Genomic DNA, 23,449 nt, shown 5'->3' with positions numbered 1-23,449 from the left:
TGATCCGGTCATCCGTCGGGACTACCCTGATTCGCCCCTGAATCATCCCTGAGACCGGCGAAAAGCCGTGCAGGCGTCGGTAGCGTAGGGGGTACCACCTCCCTAAACGCATTCCGCAGCCCAGCGCTGCCGATCAAAGGAATACTCCATGATTGAGGCAACAGACCTGGCCAAGGCCTACGGCGGAAAGACTGCCGTGGCCGGGGTCAGTTTCACAGTCCGGGCCGGACAGGTTACGGGCTTCCTGGGACCCAACGGTGCCGGGAAGTCCACCACCATGCGCATGATCATGGGACTGGACCGGCCGACGTCGGGCTCCGTCACGGTGAACGGACTGCCCTACGCCCAGCACAAGGCACCGCTGCACGAGGTGGGTGCCCTGCTGGACGCCAAGGCGGTACACACCAGCCGCAGCGCCTACAACCACCTGCTGGCCATGGCTGCAACGCACGGCATCCCCAAGGCACGGGTCCACGAGGTCATCGAGATGACCGGCCTGGAGGCTGTGGCCAAGAAGAAAGCCGGCGGCTTCTCGCTGGGCATGGGACAGCGGCTGGGAATCGCCGCCGCCCTGCTGGGTGATCCGCAGACACTGATCCTTGACGAACCGGTCAACGGCCTGGACCCCGAAGGCGTGCTGTGGGTACGCAACCTGGTCCGCTACCTTGCGAACCAAGGCAAGACGGTGTTCCTGTCCTCGCACCTGATGAGCGAGATGGCCCAGACCGCGGACCACCTGATCGTCATTGGCCGTGGCAGGATCATCGCCGACGCACCCGTGAAGGAAATCATTGCCGGAACCCGCCAGGCCAAGACCCTGGTCCGCACCGACGACGCACCGTTCCTGCAGTCGCTGCTGGCAGGAAACGGCGTCACCGTGGACCAGAGCGAGCCTGAAACCCTGACCGTCACCGGCCTTGACCCGCGGCAGATCGCCCGGTTGGCCCTGGACAACGAGGTGCTGGTCTACGAACTCACCCCCAAGGTGTCCTCGCTCGAAGACGCCTACTTCGACCTCACCAAGGACGAAGTGGAATACCACTCGCACCTGGCAGGCGGCCCGGCGGGCAGCCAGCCGCAGCCGGCCCCGGCGACGGCAGGAAAGTAAGGACCATGAGCACAACAATTGACAACGCCCCCGCGTCGCGTTCCGCTGCCGGTACCCGGCACAGCCTGAGCTTCGGCGGCGTGCTGCGCTCCGAATGGATCAAGCTGTTCTCCCTGCTGTCCACCCGCATCCTGCTGGTGCTGACGTTCGCAGCCATCATCGGCGTCGGTGTCCTGACCGCGTTCGTCCGCTACAACATCCTCGATTCCATGGCCGCCAACGCCAGGGCCCAGGGTCTGGAACCGTCCTCCGACATGCTGGAGCAGTCCATGCCGCCGGGTTCCGGCCTGGACCTGTACAACCTGCCCAACGCGGGGCTTCAGATCGGCATCCTGATCTTCGGTGCCTTGGCAGTCCTGTTCATGGCCTCCGAGTACGCCACCGGCATGATCCGCTCCACCATGAGCGCCGTTCCGGCCCGCACCCCGGCCTTCGCGGCCAAGGCCATCATCCTGGCGGTGGTGTCCTACGTGATCACCACTGTGGCCGGTGCCGTCACCTTCCTGCTGTCCGTCCCCATGTTCCAGGGCCTGGGCCTTGACCTCTCCTGGTCCACTGACGGTGTGGTCTACAGCGTCTTCACCGGCGGCCTGTACGTGGCGGGCGTTGCCCTCATTGGCCTGTCCCTGGGTACCCTGCTGCGCAATTCGGCCGGCGCCATCACCGTGCTGGTGGGCATCTTCTTCGTCATCCCCATCGCCGCGGGCTTTGCCTCACTTATCCCGGGCGACTTCTGGAAGTACGTGCCGCAGTACATTCCGAGCGAAGCGGGCGGCCGGTTCCTGGCCATCGGCGAAATCGACGCCTACATCGACCCCTGGCAGGGCGGCCTGCTCTTCCTGGGTTACGTCCTGCTGTTCCTGGTGCCGGCAATGATCGTGCTCAAGAATCGCGACGTCTGACCCTACGGACAGCATGAACGAAGCATCAACGGCAAAGGACGCGCTGGTCGCCGGCAACTGGCAGGCCGCCGCGTCCTTTGCCGAGCTTAACGAGAGGCGCCGGGGCAGGATCCGGCGCTACCTCTACGAACACCCGCGCGTCATGGACGCGGTGGTGGCGCTGAGCTACATCCTCCTGGTGGCACCCACCGCCGTGGATGCCCTGGTCTCCGGCAAGTGGCTGGCCGCCGCACTGCTGGGTGCCGTTGCCGGGGCGCTGTTCCTGCGGCGCTTCCACCCGGTGGGGCTGGTGGCCTTCGTGGCGGTCATGGAGGTGGCCGTCACGCTGCTGCACCCCTGGGGGTCCAACGTGTCCACGGGCCTGTGGTTCTCGCTGTATTCCGTGGCGGTGGTGCACACCCGGCGCTTCGCGCTCATCACCATGGCGGCAGCCACGGCACCGCTCGCCCTCCTCTACCTGCTGGCCGCCGTCGGGCCCATGGAAAACTCCTTCGTCCAGGACCAGGGCGCCAACCCGGCGGACTTCCACCTGCTCACCAGCATCGCCACCGGTGCCACCATCGCACTGTCCAACGTCATCGCCACGGGCATCGGCATCGGGGTGAAGCAGCGCCGGGAACATGAGCAGCAGGTTGCCGCGTGGGCCGCGCGGACCGCCCGGCTTGCCTCCGTCAACGAACGGAACCGGATCGCCCGGGAAATGCACGACGTCGTTGCCCACTCGCTGACGGTGATGATCAGCCTCTCGGACGGCGCCGGCGTCGTGGTCCGGAAAAGCCCTGAGCGGGCCGGCGAGGTGCTGGGCGAACTGTCCCGGACGGGGCGGACAGCGCTGGCGGACATGCGCCGGGTGCTGGGCGTGCTGCGAGACGACGCCGGAACGGCCGCCCCGAGGACTCCGCTGGCGGCGGGGCAGAGCCTGGCGAAGCTGCTGGAGGGTTTCCGCACCGCCGGGCTGCCGCTGCACTATTCGCATACCGGCCCGGCGCTGCCCAACGATGCCGCATTCCAGCTCACCGTGTACCGGATCGTCCAGGAATCGCTCACCAACGTGCTCCGCTACGGTCGATCCCTGGGGCGGGTGGACGTGGACATCGCCCGGCAGGGCGCCACGGTGACCATTGACGTGCACGACGACGGCGCAGGCGGGAGTGCCCACCGCACCGATGACGGAGGTGCCCAGGCCGACGCATCGCCGGGATCGGGCCTGCCGTTCGGGACCGGACAAGGGCTCGCCGGCATGGCCGAGCGGGCCCGGATCTACTCCGGTACGGTGACCGCCGGGCCGGGCGGGCGCGGCTGGCGCGTCCACGCGGTCCTGACCTGCCCGGCCGATGACCGACCTGAACCGATCTCCGCACCCCCCGAACTGCAAGGCAAGGCATGACTGAACACGCACCGATCACCGTCCTGCTGGTGGATGACCAGCCACTGCTGCGGATGGGATTCCGCCTGATCCTGGAAGGGGAGGACGACCTGCACATCGTGGGCGAAGCCTCCGACGGCGCCGAAGCCGTCAAGCTCGTCCGGAACCTCACCCCGGACGTGGTGCTCATGGACGTCCGGATGCCGGTGCTGGACGGCATAGAAGCCACCCGCGCCATCACTGCCGAAGGGTCCCCGGCCCGCATCATCATCCTCACCACCTTCGATGTGGACGAGTACGCGTTCGCCGGGCTGCAGGCAGGGGCGTCCGCGTTCCTGCTCAAGGACGTGGCGCCGTCGGAACTCATCCAGGCCGTGCGCGTGGTGGCCAGCGGGGACGCCGTGGTGGCGCCGAGGGTCACCCAGCGCCTGCTGGAAACCTACGTCCGCGGTGCGGCAGCCCCGGCCCCCGCCGCGCAGGCTCCCGACCCCCTGCTGGGGGACCTGACGCCGCGGGAGACCGAGATGCTCGAGGCCATGGCGGAGGGGCTGTCCAACGCCGAGATCGCGCACCGGTACTTCCTGTCCGAGGCAACAGTGAAAACGCATGTGCGCCGGATCCTGACCAAGCTGCACCTCCGGGACCGGGTGCAGGCGGTGGTGTACGCGTACGAAACCGGGCTGGTGGTGCCCAGCAACCCGGACTACTGACAGCCGGTTCACAGGAAGGCCCTATGCAGGACATAGGGCCAGGGCCTTTGATGGATTCATGACTTCGCTTCCGCCCCATGAATCCGGCCCTGAGGAACAGCACCCCCACCCGAACCACGACCGGGGGCTGGAGTTCGACCTGTCCACAATGCTGAGCCGGCGGTCGCTGGGACTGTTCCTTGGCGCCGGCGGTGCCGCGGCTGCCCTGGCCGCCTGCACGCCGGGCGGTTCCTCCACGGCCAGCCAGCCGGCGTCGTCCGACCCCACCGTGCCAGCCACGGCGTCTGCTTCCCCGTCCGCGGCGTCGTCCGCCAGCGCCACTCCGTCCCCCACGCTGACCCGCGCCATCGCCGAATGCGGTGTGGAGATCCCGCAGGAAACCGCCGGACCGTTCCCCGGGGACGGTTCCAACGGCCCCAACGTCCTCGAAGCGTCCGGAGTGGTCCGCAAGGACATCACCTCGAGCTTCGGCTCGGCCTCCGCCACTGCGGAAGGCGTCCCACTGACATTTACGCTGACCCTGCTGGACAACGCCAACGGCTGTACCCCCATGGCCGGCGCCGCCGTCTACGCGTGGCACTGCGACCGGGACGGAAAGTACTCTATGTACGATTCGAGCCTTACCAACGAGAACTACCTGCGCGGCGTCCAGGAAGCCGATTCGAACGGCCAGGTCACGTTCACGTCCATCTTCCCGGGCGCCTACTCCGGCCGGTGGCCGCACATCCACTTCGAGGTGTTCGAGTCCATGAACAACGCGACAGCGGCAGGCCAGGTGCTGGCGGTTTCGCAGATTGCGCTTACCAAGGCCGCATGCGACGACGTCTACGCCACGGCCGGGTACGAACGCAGCGTCACCAACATGTTGCGCACCACCCTGCAGTCGGACAACGTGTTTGGTGACGACGGCGCCATCTACCAACTCGCCACGATGGCAGGTTCGGCGGCGGCGGGCTACACGGCGGGGCTCAACGTCACCATCTAGACTCGGGAGCATGCCTAACCACTCCCCTGCCACAGACCACATCCAGGACCTTGGCGCATTCGTCAGCGCGTCGCCGTCGAGCTTCCACGCGGCCCACGAGGCCGGACGGCGGCTGGCGGACGCGGGATTCACCCGGCTTGACGAGCTGGAGCCGTGGGACGGCGGGGCCGGCCAATTCTTCATCATCCGGGACGGCGCACTGATCGCCTGGGTGGTTCCGGAGAGCGCCGGTCCCACCACCGGGTTCCACATCCTGGGCGCCCACACGGACTCGCCGTCCTTCAAGCTCAAGCCCAAGCCCACCACCGGCGCCTACGGCTGGCTTCAGGCCGGAGTGGAAGTCTACGGCGGCCCCCTGCTGAACTCCTGGCTGGACCGGGAGCTGCGGCTGGCCGGCCGGCTGGTGATGCTGGACGGCACCGAACACCTGGCCGCCACCGGACCGCTGCTGCGGTTCCCCCAGCTGGCCATCCACCTGGACCGTGCCGTCAACGACGGGCTGACGCTCGACAAGCAGCGGCACATGAACCCGGTGTGGGGACTGGGAAACCCGGCAGACTTCGACGTCCTGCGGGTTTTGGCCTCCTCCGTGGAAGGCGCCTCCGTTGATCCGGCCCGCATTGGCGGGTACGACGTCGTCATCGCGGACACGCAGGCACCCGCGGTTTTCGGGGGATCGGGTGAGTTCTTCGCATCCGGGCGGTTGGACAACCTTTCCTCCACGCACGCGGGACTGGCCGCGCTGATTGCCCATGCTTCGTCCGGTTCCGCTGACGCTGCTGCACCGATTGCCGTGCTGGCCGCGTTCGACCACGAGGAGATCGGTTCCAATTCGCGCTCCGGTGCCTGCGGGCCGATCCTCGAGGACGTGCTGGTGCGGATCTCCGACGGCCTCGGCGCCTCGGTCAGCCAGCGGCGTCAGGCCCTGGCGGCGTCGTTCTGTGTTTCCGCCGACGCCGGCCACGCCGTCCACCCGAACTACGCCGAGCGGCACGACCCCGCCAACCACCCCGTGCTCAACGGCGGGCCGCTGCTGAAGATCAACGCGAACCAGCGGTACGCCACGGACGCACCCGGGGCGGCACTGTGGGCCCGGCTGTGTGGTGAAGCGGGAGTGCCCTATCAGGAGTTTGTGTCCAACAACGCGATCCCGTGCGGCTCCACCATCGGCCCCCTGACCGCCACGCGGCTGGGAATCCGGACTGTGGATGTGGGTGTGGCCCTGCTGTCCATGCACTCCGCCCGCGAGTTGTGCGGTGTGGAGGATCCCTGGCGCCTGGCCGCTGTGGCCGAGTTGTTCTTCCGCACAGCCTCCTAGAGCTCTCCGTCGCCCCGGGAACCGAACCGCATCCGGTGCCGGTCGATGGTTCGGGCCGGGACGCCGATCCAGGTTTCGCCGTCGGGTACGTTACTGAGGACGGCGGCGCCCATTCCTATCGTGGCGTAGTCCCCCACGCTGGTCCGCTCGCGGACGCTGGAGTTCATGCCCAGGTCAGCGGCCCGTCCGATCCTGACCCCGCCGCCCAGGGAAACGCCTGCTGAGAACGTGGCGAAATCGGCAGCGTCGTCGTCGTGGGTGAACGTTACCGACGGCATGGCCACCACGTGTGCGCCGAGCGTAACGCCAGCCGTCAGGGTCACGTTCCTGAGGAGTATGCTTCCCCGCCCGATCCGGCAACCGTCAGGGTACTGGACCGTGGGATCAATGGCGGTGGCGTACCGGGATTCCTGGACGCCAACGCTCCGCAATCGGTCCACCACGGACTCGCGGGCCCGTCCGGAGGCGAGGCAAACCAATAGGAAGGCGTGCCTGAAACTGACGGCATCCTCAACCCTTCCCAGCACCGGGGCTCCATCCACCGTGGTGTCCGCCAGCTGCCTGTCGTCATCAAGGAATCCCACGACGTCGTACTGCCCGCTGCCCCGGACCATGGCCAGGACCTCCCTGGCCAAGCCGGTCGCCGAGACCAGAATCAGCTCGCTCATGTTACCGACCGCCCCTAGACTATCGGCAGGACATAAGGTTCGGTGGGGGTGCTGGACTTGCCGGCGGCCAGGGCAGTCAGTTGTGCCCGTGACTCCACGCCCAATTTCCGGTAGATGGCCGTCAGGCGCACCTCCACTGTACGTACCGACACGTAGAGGGTGCCCGCGATTTCCTTGTTGCGCATCCCCCGCGCCACCATCTTGGCAAGTTCGAGTTCGTGGTTTGCGAGCAGCAGCAACGCCGGGTTCCCTTGGGGGCGTTCCTCGCGATCATCCATGAGCAGCACGTCCACATGCCGGGCCCATGAAGCTGCACCGGCCTCATCGAAGAGCACCTTGGCCCTCAGCAGGGCATCCCGTGAGTCCCGGATCCGGCCGAAGGCGCTCAGGCGTTCCGAGTAACACAGCAAGGTCCGGGCCCGCTCCACCAAAGGGACGTGACCCATCCCGGCTTCAATGGCCTGACTGAAGAGCTGAAGGGAATGTTCCCCGTCAGCGAGCATGGCGCGGCATCGGGCCAGGGCTTCCACAAGCCAGAGGGAGCGCAGACCTGCCGGATGGGCCTCCAGACGCTGCAGAACCTGAATCGCCTCCCGATGCCGTCCCAACCGGACCAGGACTTCCACCAAGTCGGCTTCACACCTCAGCAGCACAGGGTTGGCGAATGACTGGCCCAGCTCTGAGGCCCGGGAGAGGTACGCACAGGATTCTGCGAGGTCACCGCGGAGTAAGGCGAAATGGCCCTGCATGGTTGCGAACTGGGCAGCGATGGCTGGATTGTTGCCCAAGGCCGCGAACTGCTGTGCCTCCGCCGCATAAACCTTTGCCTGGGCTTCATCTCCCAGCGCGTGCGCCCGCCACACCCGAAAGAGGCACCGCTGTCCGCGCTGGTACTTCAATTCCGGGTCGCCGCGCTCGAGATCGTCTATGAGGCGGATAGCAGCTCGGACGTTGCCGGCACGGATTTCGTTGTCCACGGCCAGGACCAGGGCCGTTTCCCGCCACAGGGTATTGCCGGATTCAGGATCACCGGCGACGATCGCGAAGGCCTGCCGGGCTTGTGGGTACGCTTCGGCGTAGCTGAGTGCCCGGCCCTGCACCAGCAGGCTTACCATTCGGGCCTTTCCGGCAGGTTCGTGTCTACGGGCAAGGCCGGCTGTATCGCCCCGGATGGCATTGGCCAGGGTTTGTGCGCGGTCGGCAATGGCAAGGCACTCCGCCGACGCCGCGTCCCGGTAAGCCGCGCCGCACCGGAGTACCTCGGCCGCGTCCGCCAGCTCCCACCGTTCCGCATAGTAGAGGGCTGCACCGGCCAGTAGGGTCGCGGTATATGCGGGGTCGTGCCGGCCGAACTCCTTGGCCAGGCGCAGCACCATGCTCGAGCGCACCGAGGCGCCCTGGGCGAACTGGATTTCAAAGGCCAGCCCGGTCAGCCGAAGGATGAGGGCCGGGTTGCGGGTGACCCGGCGGGCCCAGTCCAGATATCGGCGGGCGTTTACGAATTCGCCGAGGCTGAAGAGGAGTTCGGCAATAGCGGCGAGGCGTGCAGCGGTTTCGGCCTCCCAGGGGTTGAGGGTCAGCGCGCGCTCAACATACTCGACGGCGAACGGCACATCTCCGCCGCGGATCAGATCCACCGCGTGCCGCAGCAGGCTGAACGGCGTTTGGCGCTCCAGTGCCGTGTAGCTCAAGTGCCAGCGCCGGGCGTACGGGTCGGAAGACTCTGAGGCGTGTGCCAGCGCACGGTGGCTGGCGGTCCTCGCCGCAGGGGTCATGGTGGAAAAGACGTAGCCGCGCAGCAACTGATCGCGGATCCGAAGGTGGGCCCCCGTTCGGCTGACCAGCCCTTCGGACAGCAGTTCGTCGACGCCGGACCATACGTCCCCGTTGACCTCTTCCAGTGCTCCGATGTCGGTCCGGCAGGACAGCGAGAGAAGGTCGAGGATGCCGCGGGCCGCCGGAGTCAGCCGGCCCACCACCGCCGCAAATTCCGTTTCAAAGCTGCCCCTGCAGGGCAACGGGATGGGCATGGCGTACTTCCCATCGGCCTGCCGCTCCAGCAGGTGATGGTAAAGCTCGACGGCGGCGAGCGGATTTCCCGGGGTGGCAGAGGCAACTGCGTGGGCGGCCGCCGTCGTGGCCTGCTTTGCGGGGATGGCCTCCAGCATCCGCACCGTCTCGTTGTAGCTCAGTGGATTAAGTATGAGCGACTCCAGTCCGTTGAACGGGCTCTCAGGAGAGACGCCGCGGGCACTGAGGAACAGCGCAATGTCGGTTCCGGTCAGGCGCCTGGCCAGGAAACCGATCACTGCCTGGCTTCCGGGATCGAGCCGGTCGGCGTCGTCGATGGCGATAACCGTCCGCGATGACGAGCGCTGGAGCAGCCCGGCCAGGAGCGTCGCCGAGAAAGCGGGGACGTTAAGGGTGCCCGCCGCGTCCCGCAGGAGCTCGTCCGCGATCCGGTTCAGGACCGGGTCGTCCATCCTGTTCAGGAGGGCCGTGACTCCGGAGAGCGGCCAGTCGGACTCGGACGCGCTGGCGCTGAGGAACACCGTTGGGTACTCGCACAGGGCGGAAATTTCGGCAAGGAGTGCTGATCTTCCGGCTCCCCTGCTGCCGGACACCACCAGGGCGGAATCCTTGGGTCCACGGATCACCGACAGGATCCTGTCCAGTTCCTTGCTCCGGCCTACCAAAGACATGGGGTCCCCATCCTGTTAAGAAAGGAGACCGCATTCTTGCGCATGTGTATCCGGCACGGCAGCCGTACCGCCGGGTTCCCGCCCCGGAGGTCCGGCCCGGCTGGTTCCCGCCGCCAGCGCGAAACCCAGCCGTAAAAAGGAATATATAGCCGCCGCAGTTCGGGTTGCCATCCAAATAGGCGCTGGATTGGCTCAAGATTGGGCGGCGGGTTTCCTGCAGATTTCAGTGTTGCCTTGCATGCATCTTTTGATGCCCTCCGATGTCCGCAGCTGGAGAAAGTTCTGATTTGGACACTGCGAGCTTGTGCCGATGCACATAATCGCGGGAGCCGGAGCGGGTCTAGGGTGGGAGAAACTTGTGATCCACCGCACTGGAAGGGCCCCGGGAAACCTCCGCCGCCGCCAGTAGCCCAAACTCCACGCAATAACCAGAAGGACGGCGCACGCATGCCCGCTGACCAGCAACTGTCCAAGTCGCTCAAACCACGGCACCTTTCCATGATCGCCATTGCCGGCGTCATCGGCGCCGGACTCTTCGTCGGATCCGGCGCCGCCATCCAGCAGGCAGGCCCGGGCATCCTGGTGGCCTACATGGCCGCCGGCATCGTGGTCATCCTGGTGATGCGCATGCTCGGCGAGATGGCCGCAGCCCACCCTGAGACCGGCTCATTTTCCACCTACGCAGACAAGGCGCTGGGCCGCTGGGCCGGATTCAGTATCGGCTGGCTCTACGCATGGTTCTGGATCATCGTGCTGGGCATCGAAGCCACAGCCGGGGCGGCCATCATGCACCGGTGGATTCCGGGCATCGACCAGTGGGTCTGGGCCCTGATCCTGATGGTCCTCCTGACGCTGACCAACCTCGGTTCGGTCAAGTCCTACGGTGAATTTGAGTTCTGGTTCGCCTCCATCAAGGTCACTGCCATCATCCTGTTCCTGCTGTTCGGTGTGGCGGCCATCCTGGGCCTCGTTCCCGGCGTGCCCGCTCCAGGCCTTGACAACCTGCTGAACAACGGCGGATTCATGCCCAATGGCCCCGGCGCCGTCCTGGCCGGAATCCTTGTGGTGGTGTTCTCCTTCTTCGGCGCCGAAATCGCCACCATCGCCGCCGGTGAGTCCGAGAACCCGGTGGACGCAGTCAAGAAGGCCGTCAAGTCCACCGTCTGGCGGATCCTCGTTTTCTACATCGGCTCCATCGCCATCGTGGTCACCCTGCTGCCGTGGAACGATGCCAGCGTGGCCAAGAGCCCCTACGTTGCGGTCATTGAGCTCTTCGGAATTCCGGGCGCCGGAACCATCATGGACATCGTGGTGCTGACCTCGGTCCTGTCCTGCCTGAACTCCGGCCTCTACACCGCCAGCCGCATGCTGTTCTCGCTGTCCAGGCGCGGAGACGCCCCTGCGTCCTGGACGAAGATTTCCCGGCGCGGCGTGCCGGTCGCTGCGGTGCTCTCCTCCACGGTTGTCGGCTTCGTTACCGTTGGCCTGAACTACATCGCACCGGACACGGTATTCCTGTTCCTGGTCAACACCTCAGGCGCCATTGCGCTGTTCGTCTGGCTGGTCATCGCCTCCTCGCAGCTGATCCTCCGCAAGCGCATGGGTGCCGCCGCCAAGGACCTTGCCCTGAAGATGTGGCTCTTCCCGTACCTGACCTGGCTGTCGATCGGCAGCATCGTTGCCCTGCTGATCGGCATGGTCATCCTGGACTCCACCCGGGAATCCCTGTTGCTGTCCGTGGCGCTGGCCGGAGTTGTGGTGGCCATCGGAGTCCTGCGCTACCGCCGGCGCGGAGCTTCCGCAGGCCAGGCCGGGGACGGGCTTGAAGCCGGCGATGTCCCGGCCAAGGCGGGCCCGGCGTCGTAATCTGCTGTTTTTCCACATAGGAGAGCCCGTGCTGCCGGCAGCACGGGCTCTAGCCTTGAGTCAAGCGCGAATCGCCTATCCCGTCCACATGCACTAAGATATTGAAGTCTGTGCTGCGCCCCAGCCACCGTTCCGGCGGCGGGGCTTGCATGGAATCGCAAATGAACCTCCTGTTACGGAAATGCCGTAACCGCTTAGCCCAAAGGAGGTGGGTTCACATATGCGTCCTTACGAATTGATGGTAATCATCGACCCCGAGGTCGAAGAGCGTACCGTTGAGCCGTCGCTTCAGAAGTTCCTGAACGTCATCACCAACGATGGTGGAACCATCGAAAAGGTTGACATCTGGGGCCGTCGTCGTCTGGCTTACGAAATCAAGAAGAAGTCCGAAGGTATCTACGCCGTGGTGAACTTCACCGCCAAGCCGGAAACCGCCAAGGAACTTGACCGCCAGCTGTCTCTTAACGAGACCATCATGCGCACCAAGATCACCCGCCCCGAAGAGCAGAAGGTTGTTGCCGAGTAATTTCGGTACCACCCTTCATTCTTCACCCCGCAGGACTCGAATCTTCACCCAGGATCGAACAAGGAGGCAGTAGATGGCAGGCGAGACCACCATTACGGTCATCGGTAATCTCACCAATGACCCGGAATTGCGGTTCACACCGTCAGGTTCGGCAGTAGCGAACTTCACCATCGCTTCCACCCCGCGTACCTTTGACCGCCAGTCCAATGAGTGGAAGGACGGGGAAACCCTGTTCCTCCGCGCTGCGGTGTGGCGTGAAGCGGCCGAGAACGTAGCGGAGTCCCTGACAAAGGGCATGCGCGTCATCGTTACCGGCCGCCTGAAGAGCCGTTCCTACGAAACAAAAGAAGGCGAAAAGCGCACCGTTATCGAGCTTGAGGTCGATGAAATCGGCCCCAGCCTGCGCTACGCAAACGCCAAGGTCAACCGTACCCAGCGCTCCGGCGGTCAGGGTGGCGGCGGCTTCGGCGGAGGCAACAGCGGCGGTGGCTTCGGCGGCGGCAACTCTGGTGGAAACCAGGGCGGCAACTCCGGCGGTAACTGGGGTGGCGGCGGCGGCAACCAGCAGGCTGCACAGGACGATCCCTGGGCAACGCCCGGCGTCTCCAATGCAGGTGGCTGGGGCAACGGCCCCGACTCCGAACCGCCCTTCTAAAAAATCATCTCGGCCCGGCGTCGGGACCGCATCACTGTGCCTGTCGGCATGGTGGCGGGTATCGCCGTCGGACCACCACCATCCCGTGGATCAATATCCACGGGCTCCCTAGAATAGGAGCTCCACGATGGCTAAGGCTGAACTCCGTAAGCCCAAACCAAAGTCCAACCCCTTGAAGGCCGCTGACATCACTGTCATCGACTACAAGGACGTAGCATTGCTGCGCAAGTTCATCTCCGACCGCGGAAAGATCCGCGCCCGTCGCGTCACCGGCGTCACGGTCCAGGAACAGCGCAAGATCGCACAGGCAATCAAGAACGCCCGCGAAGTTGCCCTGCTGCCTTACTCCGGCGCTGGCCGCGGTTAAGGAAGGGATTTACTAACATGGCAAAGCTCATTCTGACCCACGAAGTCACCGGTCTCGGTGCTGCTGGCGATGTTGTCGAGGTCAAGGACGGTTACGCACGTAACTTCCTGCTGCCCCGCAACTTCGCCCTGACCTGGACGAAGGGTGGCGAGAAGCAGGTTGAGTCCATCAAGGCTGCCCGCGCCGCCCGCGAGCACGCTTCCCTGGAAGATGCTCAGAAGCAGGCCGCTGCACTGCAGTCCAAGCCTGTCCAGCTGGTCGTCAAGGCCGGCGAAACCGGACGCCTGTTCGGCACCGTCAAGCAGGCCGACGTCGCCAACGCTGTTGAGGCCGCAGGCCTGGGCAGCATCGACAAGCGCAAGGTTGAACTGCCGGTCCACATCAAGTCGGTTGGTTCCTACCAGGCCAACGTCCGTCTCCACGAGGATGTTGCCGCTGTGATCGAACTCGACGTAGTAGCCGGAAAGTAATTTCTGACTGCACCGAAGACCCCCGCTGCCGGATAACGGCGGTGGGGGTCTTTTGCATCTGCGGTCAGGGCCGGTGGAGTTCGGCCATCACATGCTGGTAGCCGCTCCTGATCATTGCCTCCAGTACCTGGCGGTCAACATCTGCCAGCCTGTTGATGTACAGGCAGGCGGCGCCGGTCTTGTGCTTGCCGAGGGCATCAAGGTGCGGCCCGGCATCGGGTCCGTACGTCAGTCCGTACAGGGCAAGATTGGCCTTCCGCGGGGAAAACCCGACGGCGGCTGCGTCGCCTTCCCGGCCGGTGGCATACCTGTAGTGGTAGCTGCCGAAGCCCACGATTGTGGGTCCCCACATCACCGCCTCCTGGCCGGTGATGTCCCGCATCAGCTCCATCAGCTCGAAACCATCGGCCCTGCGGACCGGGTGCTCCACCCTTGCCAGGAATTCGCTGACGTCAGCCCCGGTAGGGGCGGTCTTGTTCTCTGCCATGGACGTAGTCTGGCAGACGCCGCCGGGGTGCGGCCACACCGGTGATAGCCTGCACCGGTGACCAACCAGAACATGCGAATCCGTCCGTTCCACCAGGCTGACGTCTTTTCCGCCGAACCGTACCGCGGCAACCCGCTGGCCGTGGTGGTTGACGCCGAAGACCTGTCCCCGGAGCAGATGCAGCACTTCGCCAACTGGACGAATCTCTCCGAAACCACGTTCCTGCTGCCGCCCACACACCCTGAGGCGGACTACCGGGTACGCATCTTCACCGGCACAGAGGAGTTCCCTTTCGCCGGCCACCCGACGCTGGGTTCGGCGCACACCTGGCTTGAGGCCGGCGGCGTGCCGAAGTCGGCCGACCGGCTGGTGCAGGAGTGCGGGGCCGGGCTCGTGCGGATAAAGCGCGACGGCGGGCGGCTCGCCTTCGCCGCGCCGCCGCTCACCCGCTTCGAACCCGTGGACAGCTCTGTCCGCCGGCAACTGGCCGCCGCTCTTCGGCTGCCCGGGCCCCACATCCTTGATGCGTCCTGGCTGGTCAATGGTCCCGAGTGGATTGGTGTTTTGCTGGGATCCGCTGAGCAGGTCCTGGCCCTCGAGCCGGACCTGGCTGCCATGGGGAGCCTGAAGATCGGGGTTATAGGTCCGCACCAGCCGGGTGGGGACGCCGACTTTGAGGTCCGTACCTTCATCCCGGGCGATGCCATGGTGGAGGATCCCGTAACGGGCAGCTTCAACGCAGGTGCTGCGCAATGGCTGATCGGAACCGGGCGGGCGCCGGAGCAGTACGTGGCTGCGCAGGGCACCGTGCTGGGCCGTGCAGGCCGCGTCCACATCTCCGCCGAGGGGGCGAACATCTGGGTGGGCGGCCACTCCGCCACCTGCATCCGCGGGACTGTCACGCTGTAGGTTCCTTCTTTGGGGGATGGCTTCTAACCGCAGCCCTGCTGAGGGATCCTGCGCAGGGAATACTCCAGAAGCGACGCCTGTTCAACAAGTAGATGCAAATGCATGTACGATCAGTGAACCAGCAACAGGAGAACGCCATGGAAACCCGCCGCATCACCGTCCTTTCCGCCGGACTCGGCGTCCCGTCGTCGAGCCGTCTGCTTGCCGACCAGTTGGCGGCGTCGGCCAAGCGGCAACTGGAGGCGGCCGGATACAGCGTGGAAGTGGAAACCGTCGAGCTGCGGGACCTGGCGGTGGACATCGCCAACAACTTTGTCACCGGCTACGCAGCCCCGCACCTGGCCGACGTGATCGCCGCGGTTGAAGCTTCAGACGGCATCATCGCGGTGTCCCCGGTGTTCAGCGCCTCGTACAGCGGGCTTTTCAAGTCGTTCTTCGACGTGCTGGACCCCAAGTCCCTGGATGGCAAGGCGGTCCTGCTGGGTGCCACCGGCGGAACGGACCGGCACCAGATGGTTCTGGATTACGCCATGCGCCCACTGTTCAGCTACCTCCGCACCCGGATTGCAGCCACGGCCGTGTTCGCCGGGCCGCAGGACTGGGGCGCCTCGAGCGACGCCGGCACCTCCCTGGCCAGCAGGGTGGACCGGGCATCCGGCGAGTTTTCGCAGCTCCTGGAAGGACTGCAGCCGGGCGGCAAGCTGGCGCCCATGGAATCCCTTCCGTTCGAGCATCTGCTCGCGGGAATTTCCGGAACCAACTGAGCAACCGATCGGCTCTGAACCGGTTGGCCTGCGGGCTGGCCGGCGCTTAGTTTTCGAGGAGTTCGATGAACTCCCGCGCCTGCTTCATGGAAATGTCTGAGTGGCGCGTCAGGGCTGCAGCGGCTGCCTCTGCATCCCCGTTGCGGGCCAGCGTGCGGATCCTGCCGTAAATCTCATCATTGAGCATGTTGCTGCTGACTTCGCGGGTCACGTCGCCCTTGCTCGCTATGGCCCGGTATCGGTACGGGAAGCGCTGCGGCTCGTCGTCTTCGTCGTCCTCCGGAGCGCTTCCGGGGGCTGCCGGGCTGCGGTAGGGCTGCGGGTGGGAGGCCAGGGCCCCGACGGCGTCGCGGGAGGCACGCAGGCCGTCTCCGGTCGCCTCGTAGTACAGCTTGATGGCGGCCATCGCCTGCCCTTGCGCGATCAGTGCATATATCCGCCGGTGTTCCGCTTCGGAAAGCTTGGCGGCTGCGGTCCGGGCAAGCTCTGCGGCGCCGGGGGCGGCCTGCTGGGGAGCGGCGTCATGCGCAGCCTTCCTCTTGCCCAGGGCGCGGGAAGCCAGCACGACGGCAACTGCCACAGCCACGAGGATGAGGGCGGGGATGACTAGCGATTCCATGGTTCTAAAGCCGTTCTCTATCTACCTGCTGCTGCGGATATGGACGGGGTCGCTGCGGAAAGGGCCCGGGGCCGGCGGACGTCACAAGACCCCACATAATCACCACCGGGACAATCGCAGGCAACAGAACCAGGAGTAGTTCGCCCATACCTACGAGCTTAGGGCAGATCCGGGTTATCCACAGCAATATTCACCGCGCTGCATGCTCGGCCCACCGGCCTGCCGGGCAGTCTTTCGGGGGAATATGAAATCCGTCCAGGCGACCCGGATGAGGTGTGTCACGGATGCCGGCAACACGCGCAGGAGCGGCATGTTCCGACACGCCGCTGTGGATGAAATTCCACAGAAGAAATATTTGCTCCACATGCCGTGTGAAGAGTTTTCGCAGGTCAGAGCCGTTAAGTGGCCCAAACTTTTTTCTTTTCCACAACTTTCCACACAGGCTGTGCACAAGCTATGCCGGTTAGTGCACAGGTTATCCACAGGCGGCCCCGGCAGTGGACTTTGCGGTGGGGCCGGGGGCCGCTAGCGTGGCGGGGTACCTGTTCCGGGGATCAATTGCGGCCCGCGGACCTGCATCGGAGGCAGGCCGGACAGCTGCGGTAAACCCCTGGGGAGGGGTCTCTGTGGAAAACCTGTGGATTTGGGGATAACTCCTGTGCACAAGTCGCGTCGGAGGCCAGGTCAGCCGCAGTGTCGGACCCTGCCGGTAGACATTGGACAGGTGGCGGAGCCCGGATTTCCGGCGAAGCCTTTGCAGGACGGCAACCACCGGGCGCACCCGGTAACTATGGAGGACGGCAGCTTTGTCAATCGCGCATCTGGACGAGGTCGAAACTACCCGCGGATCAGACGCGAGCCGAAAGCCTCCGCAGGACATCCCGGCTGAGCAGTCCGTCCTGGGCGGCATGATGCTGTCCAAGGATGCCATCGCGGACGTTGTGGAGATCCTCCGCGGCCAGGACTTCTACCGCCCCGCCCACGAAACCATTTACGAAGCGATCATCGATCTTTACGGCCGCGGTGAGCCCGCGGACGCCGTCACCGTCTCCGACGAGCTGACCAAGCGGGCCGAAATCAACAGGATCGGTGGCCCGGCCTACCTGCACGAGCTGATCCAGACTGTTCCCACGGCAGCCAACGCCGGCTACTACGCCGAAATCGTTGCCGAGCGTGCGGTGTTGCGCCGTCTCGTCAACGCCGGGACCAAGATCGTCCAGCTGGGCTATGGCTCTGACGGCGAAGTAGAGGACCTGGTCAACCAGGCCCAGGCCGAGGTCTACGCCGTTGCCGAGCGCCGGACGGCTGAGGATTACGTGGTCCTCAAGGACGTCATGGAATCCACCGTGGACGAGATCGAGGCCTCCGGCCACCGCGGCGAAGGCATGGTGGGTGTGCCCACCGGCTTCTATGAGCTCGACGAACTTACCCACGGCCTGCACCCGGGCCAGATGATCGTCATCGCAGCCCGTCCTGCGGTGGGCAAGTCCACCTTCGCGCTGGACTTCGCCCGCTCGGCGGCCATCAAGAACAACCTGGCTACCGTCATGTTCTCCCTGGAAATGGGCCGGAACGAGATTGCCATGCGCCTCCTCTCGGCCGAGGCCACCATCGGGCTGCAGGATCTCCGCAAGGGCACCATCAAGGACGAACAGTGGTCCAAGATCGCCACCACCATGGGCCGCATGAACGACGCTCCGCTGTTCATCGATGACAGCCCCAACATGTCCCTCATGGAGATCCGGGCCAAGTGCCGCCGCCTGAAGCAGCAGCATGACCTCAAGCTCGTCATCCTCGACTACCTGCAGCTCATGAGCTCCGGCAAGAAGGTGGAGTCGCGTCAGCAGGAAGTCTCCGAGTTCTCCCGTGCCCTGAAGCTGCTGGCCAAGGAACTCCAGGTTCCGGTCATCGCCCTGTCCCAGCTGAACCGTGGCTCCGAGCAGCGGCAGGACAAACGCCCCATGGTCTCGGACCTGCGTGAATCCGGCTCCATCGAGCAGGATGCCGACATGGTCATCCTGCTGCACCGTGAGGACGTCTACGACAAGGAATCCCCGCGCGCCGGTGAGGCCGACATCCTGATCGCCAAGCACCGTAACGGCCCCACCAAGGACATCGTGGTGGCGTTCCAGGGCCACTACTCCCGTTTCGCGAACATGGCCGGTGACGCCGGCGGCGGCGGAGGCTTCTAGGCCGGGCGCCGGAGCGGCCGGCCCGGGGTCAGTCCTTTGCCAGAAGGTGGTTCGGCAGCCGGTTCCCCGGCGCCGTGCCCCTGATCTCCAGCAGCTCCCGCGCGTGGGCGTGAAGCCGCTTGTCTTCGTCGCTCACCGGCACCCAGGCCGGGATGGGCACTGAGTTGCCTGCGCCGTCGCGTGCCACCATGACCGTGAGGCAATACGTGGTGAGGTTCAATTCACGGCCCTTGGGATCGCCGGAGCGGACGTGTACTGCGATGTGCATCCCCTTCGTGCCGGTGTAGACGAGGCGGGCCTCCACCTCCACCACGTGCCCGATCAAGAGGGGCCGGTAGAAGCGGACACCGCCGGAAAACACGGCCACCGTGTCCTTGCCGCAGTAGCGTGACGCGCAGACATAGGCGGCCTCATCGATCCACTTCATGACGATTCCGCCGTGTACCTTGCCGCCCCAGTTCACATCGGTGGGCGCAGCCATGAAACGCAACGTCACCCGCTCGGCCGTTCCGGCGTCGGTATATTCCTGATGGTTCATAGCTTCGACGATCTGTTCCCGGACCTTGATGCGGGCCAGGGCGTGGTCGCGCTGTTCGATCTCCGCGGCGCTGACCGGCTCAAACTGCTTGACCGGGATGGGCTTGCCGTCCTCGCCCACCGCCACAAAAATCACCATGCACTGGCTGCGCATGGTGGCGGGGCCGCCCTTGGGGTCGCTGGAGGAGACGACGGTGCGGATGTGCATCGAAGACCGGCCGGTGTAGACGATGGTGGCCTCCACCTCCACCATGTCGCCGCTGTTCACGGGATCCGCGAAGTGGATGTTGCCCACGTATGCCGTGACGCAGTAGGACTTCGCCCACCCTACGGCGGCGGCATAGGCGGCCTTGTCCACCCACTCCAACACCGTCCCGGCATCCACGGAGCCGCTGTGGCCAACGTCGGTAGGTGCCGCCAGGAAGCGGAGGGTCACGGAGTTGGGCGCACCGGTCTCAGTCATGCTGCCGATCATACTGACGCTGCCGGTTACCGGCCGGTTCGGCTCCGGCGCCGGTTAAACCACGACGGCGGCCACGCACCGTGGTGCGCAGCCGCCGTCGGGCGTTTCGTCTTTAGGCCAGGACTGCCAGCTTGGAGTTCCTGCGGCCGAAGAGGGCGCGGTCCACGGAGACGCGGCCGGCGCCGGTAAGGGCCAGTGCAAACGCGGCAGCTGCCAGGAGCAGAACCAGCTCGTAGCCGCCGTTGGCAGCGAAGACCCCGGCGGGAGCGTGCACCAGGAAAAGGGCGCCCAGCATGTTGAGGGCCAGGAGGGCGGCCACCACGCGGGTCAGGATGCCCAGGATCAGGGCGATTCCGCCGGCGAGTTCAAGGACGGCAACTGCCGGGGCCATTACGTCGGCGGCAGGCACGCCCATCTTGGCGAAGGACGCCTGGGTGCCGGCAATTGTCCACTCGTTGAACTTCTGCCAGCCGTGGGCTGCGAAGAGGAAGCCCAGGACAATGCGGAGGGCCGTGATGGCGGTGGTGGTCAGGCGGGACTGGTTCATGGGGTTTCACCGTTTCGGATATCGGTCGGAGCTGGACACATGCAAGCAGGGGCCGGATCGCAGCGTTGAACCCTTCCAGTGTTCCGCAGTATTGGTTGAAGAGTCAACCAATTGCGGGATACTGTGGGATATGTCATGACCGTGACGTCACACTCTCCGGGCTTCCCGCGCCGTCGACGTTAAGCTGGCACGGTGTCCCAACCCTCCACCTCCGCGCCTGTAGCGTCACGCCGCGGCAATGCCCGTGAGATTCTCCGGCTCGCCGTTCCCGCGTTCGGTGCCCTCGTGGCCGAACCCCTGTTCCTGCTGGCGGACTCCGCCATCGTGGGGCACCTGGGAGTGGCCCAACTGGCGGGCGTGGGTCTGGCTTCAGCCGTGCTGCACACTGTGGTGGGGCTGATGGTTTTCCTCGCCTACTCCACCACCCCTGCCGTGGCCCGGGCCATCGGCGACGGCCAGCTTGGGAAAGCGCTGGCGGCAGGGCGCGACGGCGTGTGGCTGGCCATGCTGCTGGGCGTCGTCCTGGCGGCAGCCGGCTTTGTGGCCGCAGACCCGCTGATCGGGCTCATGGGCGCCCAAGGCGAGGTGCGCGCCTTCGCCGTCGACTACCTCCGTTGGTCCATGCCGGGACTCGTGGCGATGCTGCTGGTCTTTGCCGGGACCGGGGTACTCCGCGGACTCCAGGACACCCGCACCCCGCTGGTGGTGGCCACTGCCGGCTTCGGGCTGAACATCGTCCTGAACCTCTGGTTGGTCTACGGGCTCAACTGGTCCGTCACCGGCTCCGCCATAGGCACCAGCGTGGCGCAGTGGGGCATGGCGGCCGTCTATGTGCTGATGGTGCGGCGCAACGCTCTCCGGCATGGCGTGTCCCTGTTGCCCAGCTGGCGCGGCATCCGCAGCATGACCAGGGTGGGGTCCTGGCTCATGCTGCGCACCCTCAGCCTGCGGGCCGCCATCCTGGTGACGGTCCTGGTGGTCACCGGGCAGGGTGCCACCAACCTGGCGGCACACCAGCTCGCCATGACCATCTTTTCCTTCCTGGCCTTCGCCCTGGACGCCCTGGCCATCGCCGCGCAGGCGCTGATCGGCAAGGAGCTCGGCGGTTCCAACGCCGCCCGGGCCCGGGCGCTCACCACCACCATGATCCGCTGGGGCATCGGCTTTGGCGTTGTCACGGGGCTGCTCCTCGCGGCCGTGGCGCCGTGGGCGGGCGCCCTCTTTACCCCGGACCGGGATGTGCAGGCGGCCCTGGCGGTTGCCCTGTGGATCCTGGCCGCGGGCCAGCCGATTGCGGGCTACGTGTTTGTGCTGGACGGAGTGCTGATCGGCGCGGGGGATGCCCGCTACCTTGCCCTGGCCGGCCTGATGAATGTTGCGGCGTATGCCCCGATGTTGGCAGCTGTCGCATTCTCCGGAGTTTCAGGGGTTGCGGGGCTTGGTTGGCTTTGGGCGGCATTCTCCATCGGATATATGGCTGCCCGGGCGCTCACCCTGGGCCTGCGCGCCCGGAGCGACCGGTGGATGGTGCTGGGTTCGGCCTAACCGGGACACGCAACTAAACTGGACCGGTGACACAACCCTTGACACCCGCAGGCGCCGCCCAGGGAACCGCCCCCCGCACCGACCTGTGGAAGCCGGTCCTGCTGCGCTCCGCCGCCTCGCTGGTCTTCGGAGCCGTAACGATCTTTTGGGCAACGCCCTCCGTGGAAGCCATGGGCTGGGCAGGCGGCCTGTACCTCCTGGCCATCGGCGCCATCACCCTCTGGGGTATCCCGGCCACCGGCTTCGGGCGCGACTCTGCGTCAGGCAAGCTGCTCTCGGCTGCCGGATCCGTGCTGGCGGGCGCGGGGTTCGCGGTGCTCCTGCTGCACAGCGACCTCCTGTTCGGTGTCATCGCGGCGCTGGGCCTCGGCGTCGCCGGAGCCCTGGAGCTGGCCTGCGGCATCCGGAACCGCGGCCGGCACGTCCTGGCCCGCGACTGGATCACCTCGGGCCTCATCAGCCTCGGAACCGCGGTGATCCTGCCGTTCTTCGTCAGCCTCGGTGCGCACGCGCTGCTGGGCGTGGCCGGCGGCGGGGCCATCATTCTCGGTGTGCTGTGGGCGCTGTCCGGGCTGACGCTCAGGCACGATTCCCGCAGTACGGCCACGAAGCCGTAAACTAGGAAGGTCCCGGTTCTACTCGTTGTAGAAATTTCGCCGGGGCCACCCACAACGTACACCGGGCAGGCCATCCATGCCGCCCGCAGGGAGGACTTACCGTGGCAGACCAGCACCAGGGAAAACCGCGCAAGCTGCGGACCTCTGTGAAGGGCCCGCTGATGTTCTCCGCGTTCTGGGCCGTCGTGGCCTTCTTCGCCGTGGTGATTTTCGCTTCCGGCGGCAGCGCCCGCGCTCCGCGTTTCGACCTTGCCTTCACGGGTGCCGGGATCGCCTTCATCGTCACCCTGGTGATCGCCGCCATGCTGTCCATGAGCCACAAGGACAATGCCGAGCACTTGGGCAAGGGATCCGGCGTAAACCTCAGCTCGGCAAAGAACACGTCCCACGGCTTCGGGGGGACCAAAGCCCCGGGCTCGCCTGAGCAGCAGGACCCCGACGGCGGCACTGAAGGTTCCGCGGGCCGCTGACCAACCGCCGGTCCCGCCGTCCGCGCCAGGCTTATGAAGCCAACTCGCCGGACGTCGAGAGCTGGCGCGCCACTAGCCCGCCGCCGCCTGCCGTGCCCGGTAGGCCGCCACATGCGCCCGGTTGGCGCAGTTGCCCGTATCGCAGTAGCGCTTAGAGCGGTTTCGGCTGAGGTCCAGCACCGCCGCGTCGCAGTCCTCGGCCTCGCAGACGCGAAGCCTGTCCATCTCCTTGCTGCGCACCACATCCGCCAGCGCCATTGCGGCCTCCGTGCTGATCCGGTCCGCAAGCGGGGCCTCGGGCGTGGTGGCGTGCAGGTGCCAGTCCCAGCCATCGTGCCTGACCAATTGGGGGAGGGCGTTGGCGTCGCGGAGCAGGCGGTTGATTGTCTCTACGGCACCGTCTTCCCCGGCTACCCACGCCCCGGCCAGTTCCCCGCGCAGCCGCCGGACGCTGGCCAGCTCTGCCTCGTCCCTGGCCCTGGAACCTGAGAACTGCTCCGCCGCCAGGAATCCGTCTAGATCCTGCTGGGATCCCAGGCTCTCGCGCCCGTTGGCGCCGGAATTGATGAGGTTGACCACGCTGCGCAGCGCAACCTCAGTGTCAGGGGCAAATACCATCTTGACTCCTTACAGCGCCGAAGCGTACTGTCATGACC

The 23,449-nt window shown here is 65.9% G+C and carries 24 protein-coding genes; 17 read left to right on the top strand and 7 right to left on the bottom strand.

The window, feature by feature from the left end; all coding sequences use genetic code 11:
* Window positions 1–148: 148 nt before the first annotated feature.
* The 6 genes from ACFV4R_RS10310 to ACFV4R_RS10285 are packed head-to-tail and all read left to right on the top strand — an operon-like array spanning window position 149 to window position 6,389.
* Entirely contained in the window at window positions 149–1,108 is a 960-nt protein-coding gene (locus tag ACFV4R_RS10310; protein ID WP_377202433.1) for an ABC transporter ATP-binding protein, read from the top strand.
* A 5-nt stretch (window positions 1,109–1,113) separates the two neighbouring features.
* A complete protein-coding gene (locus ACFV4R_RS10305; protein WP_377202432.1) occupies window positions 1,114–2,010 on the top strand; it encodes an ABC transporter permease in 897 nt (298 codons plus the stop codon).
* A 13-nt stretch (window positions 2,011–2,023) separates the two neighbouring features.
* A complete protein-coding gene (locus ACFV4R_RS10300; protein ID WP_377202431.1) occupies window positions 2,024–3,397 on the top strand; it encodes a sensor histidine kinase in 1,374 nt (457 codons plus the stop codon).
* Window positions 3,394–4,086 carry a response regulator gene (locus ACFV4R_RS10295; RefSeq protein WP_377202430.1) on the top strand — a complete coding sequence of 231 codons (693 nt, stop codon included), beginning with the start codon at window positions 3,394–3,396 and terminating at the stop codon, window positions 4,084–4,086. Before ACFV4R_RS10300 ends, ACFV4R_RS10295 begins: the two co-directional genes overlap by 4 nt.
* 58 nt (window positions 4,087–4,144) lie before the next feature.
* Window positions 4,145–5,071 (top strand): intradiol ring-cleavage dioxygenase, encoded by a 927-nt coding sequence (locus ACFV4R_RS10290; RefSeq protein ID WP_377202429.1) that lies wholly within the window; start codon window positions 4,145–4,147, stop codon window positions 5,069–5,071.
* A gap of 10 nt (window positions 5,072–5,081) precedes the next feature.
* Window positions 5,082–6,389, top strand: coding sequence for a M18 family aminopeptidase (locus tag ACFV4R_RS10285; RefSeq protein ID WP_377202428.1), 1,308 nt, complete (start codon window positions 5,082–5,084; stop codon window positions 6,387–6,389).
* On the opposite strand, the gene ACFV4R_RS10280 is transcribed toward ACFV4R_RS10285, so the two are convergent.
* Together ACFV4R_RS10280 and ACFV4R_RS10275 are read right to left on the bottom strand one after the other, a co-directional pair.
* The gene (locus ACFV4R_RS10280) at window positions 6,386–7,057 is read right to left on the bottom strand and encodes a NeuD/PglB/VioB family sugar acetyltransferase (RefSeq protein ID WP_377202427.1); all 672 of its coding nucleotides are present in this window, start codon (window positions 7,055–7,057) and stop codon (window positions 6,386–6,388) included. The genes ACFV4R_RS10285 and ACFV4R_RS10280 overlap by 4 nt on opposite strands.
* 14 nt (window positions 7,058–7,071) lie before the next feature.
* The gene (locus ACFV4R_RS10275; RefSeq protein WP_377202426.1) at window positions 7,072–9,759 is read right to left on the bottom strand and encodes an AAA family ATPase; all 2,688 of its coding nucleotides are present in this window, start codon (window positions 9,757–9,759) and stop codon (window positions 7,072–7,074) included.
* Between the two features lie 447 nt (window positions 9,760–10,206).
* Between ACFV4R_RS10275 and ACFV4R_RS10270 the strand changes: the two genes are divergently transcribed.
* The 5 genes from ACFV4R_RS10270 (at window position 10,207) to rplI (ending at window position 13,643) form a co-directional block, all read left to right on the top strand.
* Window positions 10,207–11,625 (top strand): amino acid permease, encoded by a 1,419-nt coding sequence (locus ACFV4R_RS10270; protein WP_377202425.1) that lies wholly within the window; start codon window positions 10,207–10,209, stop codon window positions 11,623–11,625.
* A gap of 220 nt (window positions 11,626–11,845) precedes the next feature.
* Window positions 11,846–12,151 (top strand): 30S ribosomal protein S6, encoded by a 306-nt coding sequence (gene rpsF, locus ACFV4R_RS10265; RefSeq protein WP_013602900.1) that lies wholly within the window; start codon window positions 11,846–11,848, stop codon window positions 12,149–12,151.
* A gap of 73 nt (window positions 12,152–12,224) precedes the next feature.
* The gene (locus tag ACFV4R_RS10260) at window positions 12,225–12,806 is read left to right on the top strand and encodes a single-stranded DNA-binding protein (RefSeq protein WP_015939035.1); all 582 of its coding nucleotides are present in this window, start codon (window positions 12,225–12,227) and stop codon (window positions 12,804–12,806) included.
* A 127-nt stretch (window positions 12,807–12,933) separates the two neighbouring features.
* Window positions 12,934–13,173, top strand: a complete 240-nt coding sequence (gene rpsR / locus ACFV4R_RS10255; RefSeq protein ID WP_003800144.1) for a 30S ribosomal protein S18 — start codon at window positions 12,934–12,936, stop codon at window positions 13,171–13,173.
* A gap of 17 nt (window positions 13,174–13,190) precedes the next feature.
* Complete coding sequence (rplI, locus tag ACFV4R_RS10250; protein ID WP_015939034.1) at window positions 13,191–13,643, top strand: 50S ribosomal protein L9; 453 nt, start codon at window positions 13,191–13,193, stop codon at window positions 13,641–13,643.
* Window positions 13,644–13,707: 64 nt separating this feature from the next.
* On the opposite strand, the gene ACFV4R_RS10245 is transcribed toward rplI, so the two are convergent.
* Window positions 13,708–14,130, bottom strand: coding sequence for a DUF1801 domain-containing protein (locus ACFV4R_RS10245; protein ID WP_377202424.1), 423 nt, complete (start codon window positions 14,128–14,130; stop codon window positions 13,708–13,710).
* Window positions 14,131–14,202: 72 nt separating this feature from the next.
* Here ACFV4R_RS10245 and ACFV4R_RS10240 point away from each other — a divergent pair, with 72 nt between their 5' ends.
* On the top strand, window positions 14,203–15,039 hold the full coding sequence (locus ACFV4R_RS10240) for a PhzF family phenazine biosynthesis protein (RefSeq protein ID WP_377202498.1): 837 nt from the start codon (window positions 14,203–14,205) through the stop codon (window positions 15,037–15,039).
* 137 nt (window positions 15,040–15,176) lie between these two features.
* On the top strand, window positions 15,177–15,803 hold the full coding sequence (locus ACFV4R_RS10235; protein WP_377202497.1) for an FMN reductase: 627 nt from the start codon (window positions 15,177–15,179) through the stop codon (window positions 15,801–15,803).
* A gap of 46 nt (window positions 15,804–15,849) precedes the next feature.
* Here ACFV4R_RS10235 and ACFV4R_RS10230 read toward each other — a convergent pair whose 3' ends face one another.
* Window positions 15,850–16,422: a hypothetical protein gene (locus tag ACFV4R_RS10230; protein WP_377202423.1), complete on the bottom strand. Its 573-nt coding sequence runs from the start codon at window positions 16,420–16,422 to the stop codon at window positions 15,850–15,852.
* Between the two features lie 806 nt (window positions 16,423–17,228).
* Between ACFV4R_RS10230 and dnaB the strand changes: the two genes are divergently transcribed.
* A complete protein-coding gene (gene dnaB, locus ACFV4R_RS10225) occupies window positions 17,229–18,614 on the top strand; it encodes a replicative DNA helicase (RefSeq protein ID WP_015939029.1) in 1,386 nt (461 codons plus the stop codon).
* Between the two features lie 28 nt (window positions 18,615–18,642).
* On the opposite strand, the gene ACFV4R_RS10220 is transcribed toward dnaB, so the two are convergent.
* Window positions 18,643–19,614: an acyl-CoA thioesterase gene (locus tag ACFV4R_RS10220; RefSeq protein ID WP_377202422.1), complete on the bottom strand. Its 972-nt coding sequence runs from the start codon at window positions 19,612–19,614 to the stop codon at window positions 18,643–18,645.
* 112 nt (window positions 19,615–19,726) lie between these two features.
* Complete coding sequence (locus ACFV4R_RS10215; RefSeq protein WP_377202421.1) at window positions 19,727–20,161, bottom strand: DoxX family protein; 435 nt, start codon at window positions 20,159–20,161, stop codon at window positions 19,727–19,729.
* A 192-nt stretch (window positions 20,162–20,353) separates the two neighbouring features.
* On the opposite strand from ACFV4R_RS10215, the gene ACFV4R_RS10210 reads away from it, so the two are divergent.
* The 3 genes from ACFV4R_RS10210 to ACFV4R_RS10200 all read left to right on the top strand — a co-directional run bounded on the left by ACFV4R_RS10210 (window position 20,354) and on the right by ACFV4R_RS10200 (window position 22,793).
* Window positions 20,354–21,706: an MATE family efflux transporter gene (locus ACFV4R_RS10210; RefSeq protein ID WP_377202420.1), complete on the top strand. Its 1,353-nt coding sequence runs from the start codon at window positions 20,354–20,356 to the stop codon at window positions 21,704–21,706.
* A gap of 26 nt (window positions 21,707–21,732) precedes the next feature.
* Window positions 21,733–22,323 (top strand): hypothetical protein, encoded by a 591-nt coding sequence (locus ACFV4R_RS10205; protein WP_377202419.1) that lies wholly within the window; start codon window positions 21,733–21,735, stop codon window positions 22,321–22,323.
* Between the two features lie 101 nt (window positions 22,324–22,424).
* Window positions 22,425–22,793 (top strand): hypothetical protein, encoded by a 369-nt coding sequence (locus ACFV4R_RS10200; protein ID WP_091716859.1) that lies wholly within the window; start codon window positions 22,425–22,427, stop codon window positions 22,791–22,793.
* A 72-nt stretch (window positions 22,794–22,865) separates the two neighbouring features.
* Here the strand turns inward: ACFV4R_RS10200 and ACFV4R_RS10195 are convergent, their stop codons facing one another.
* A complete protein-coding gene (locus tag ACFV4R_RS10195) occupies window positions 22,866–23,411 on the bottom strand; it encodes a CGNR zinc finger domain-containing protein (RefSeq protein ID WP_377202418.1) in 546 nt (181 codons plus the stop codon).
* Window positions 23,412–23,449 lie beyond the last annotated feature (38 nt).

Origin of the sequence: Pseudarthrobacter sp. NPDC059871 (genome assembly GCF_042731175.1) — a bacterium.
In the GTDB taxonomy this organism is placed as follows: Bacteria; Actinomycetota; Actinomycetes; order Actinomycetales; family Micrococcaceae; genus Arthrobacter.
Note: the sequence above shows the minus strand (reverse complement) of the source record. Positions and strands in the feature narration are given on the sequence as shown.